Raw genomic sequence first — 513 nt, 5'->3', positions numbered from 1 at the left:
TCGACCTCCAGCGTGACAGGCTGGCATTCTAACCAACTGAACTACCAGGCCGCAAATGGTGGGACCAACAGGGCTCGAACCTGTGACCCCCTGCTTGTAAGGCAGGTGCTCTCCCAGCTGAGCTATGGTCCCATTTTTGGAGCGGGTGAAGGGGATCGAACCCTCACAGCTGGCTTGGAAGGCCAGAACTCTACCATTGAGCTACACCCGCATATTTAATTGGTGACTCGTAGGGGAATTGAACCCCTGTTACCGCCGTGAAAGGGCGGTGTCTTAACCTCTTGACCAACGAGCCATTTTAATGGTTGCGGAGGCAGGACTTGAACCTACGACCTTCGGGTTATGAGCCCGACGAGCTGCCAACTGCTCCACTCCGCGATATTGTTTTATAAGTGCCGAAGACCGGAATCGAACCGGTACGAGAGGTAAGTCCCGCAGGATTTTAAGTCCTGTGCGTCTGCCAGTTCCGCCACTTCGGCTTTTTTGGCTCCAAGGGTGGGGCTCGAACCCACA

General features: G+C 55.0%; 5 tRNA genes. All 5 read right to left on the bottom strand.

Features of this window, described 5'->3' with window-relative positions:
- Nucleotides 1-56: 56 nt before the first annotated feature.
- Nucleotides 57-132: transfer RNA gene (locus tag KGF42_RS19175), tRNA-Val, on the bottom strand.
- A 5-nt stretch (nt 133-137) separates the two neighbouring features.
- Nucleotides 138-211: transfer RNA gene (locus KGF42_RS19170), tRNA-Gly, on the bottom strand.
- A 9-nt stretch (nt 212-220) separates the two neighbouring features.
- A tRNA-Glu gene (locus KGF42_RS19165) sits at nt 221-295 on the bottom strand.
- Between the two features lie 7 nt (nt 296-302).
- Nucleotides 303-378: transfer RNA gene (locus tag KGF42_RS19160), tRNA-Met, on the bottom strand.
- A 15-nt stretch (nt 379-393) separates the two neighbouring features.
- Nucleotides 394-479, bottom strand: a tRNA-Leu gene (locus KGF42_RS19155).
- Between the last annotated feature and the right edge of the window lie 34 nt (nt 480-513).

Origin of the sequence: Clostridioides sp. ZZV15-6383 (assembly GCF_020657735.1) — a bacterium.
Lineage (GTDB): Bacteria > Bacillota > Clostridia > Peptostreptococcales > Peptostreptococcaceae > Clostridioides > Clostridioides difficile_D.
This window is presented reverse-complemented; position numbering and strand designations above follow the sequence as displayed.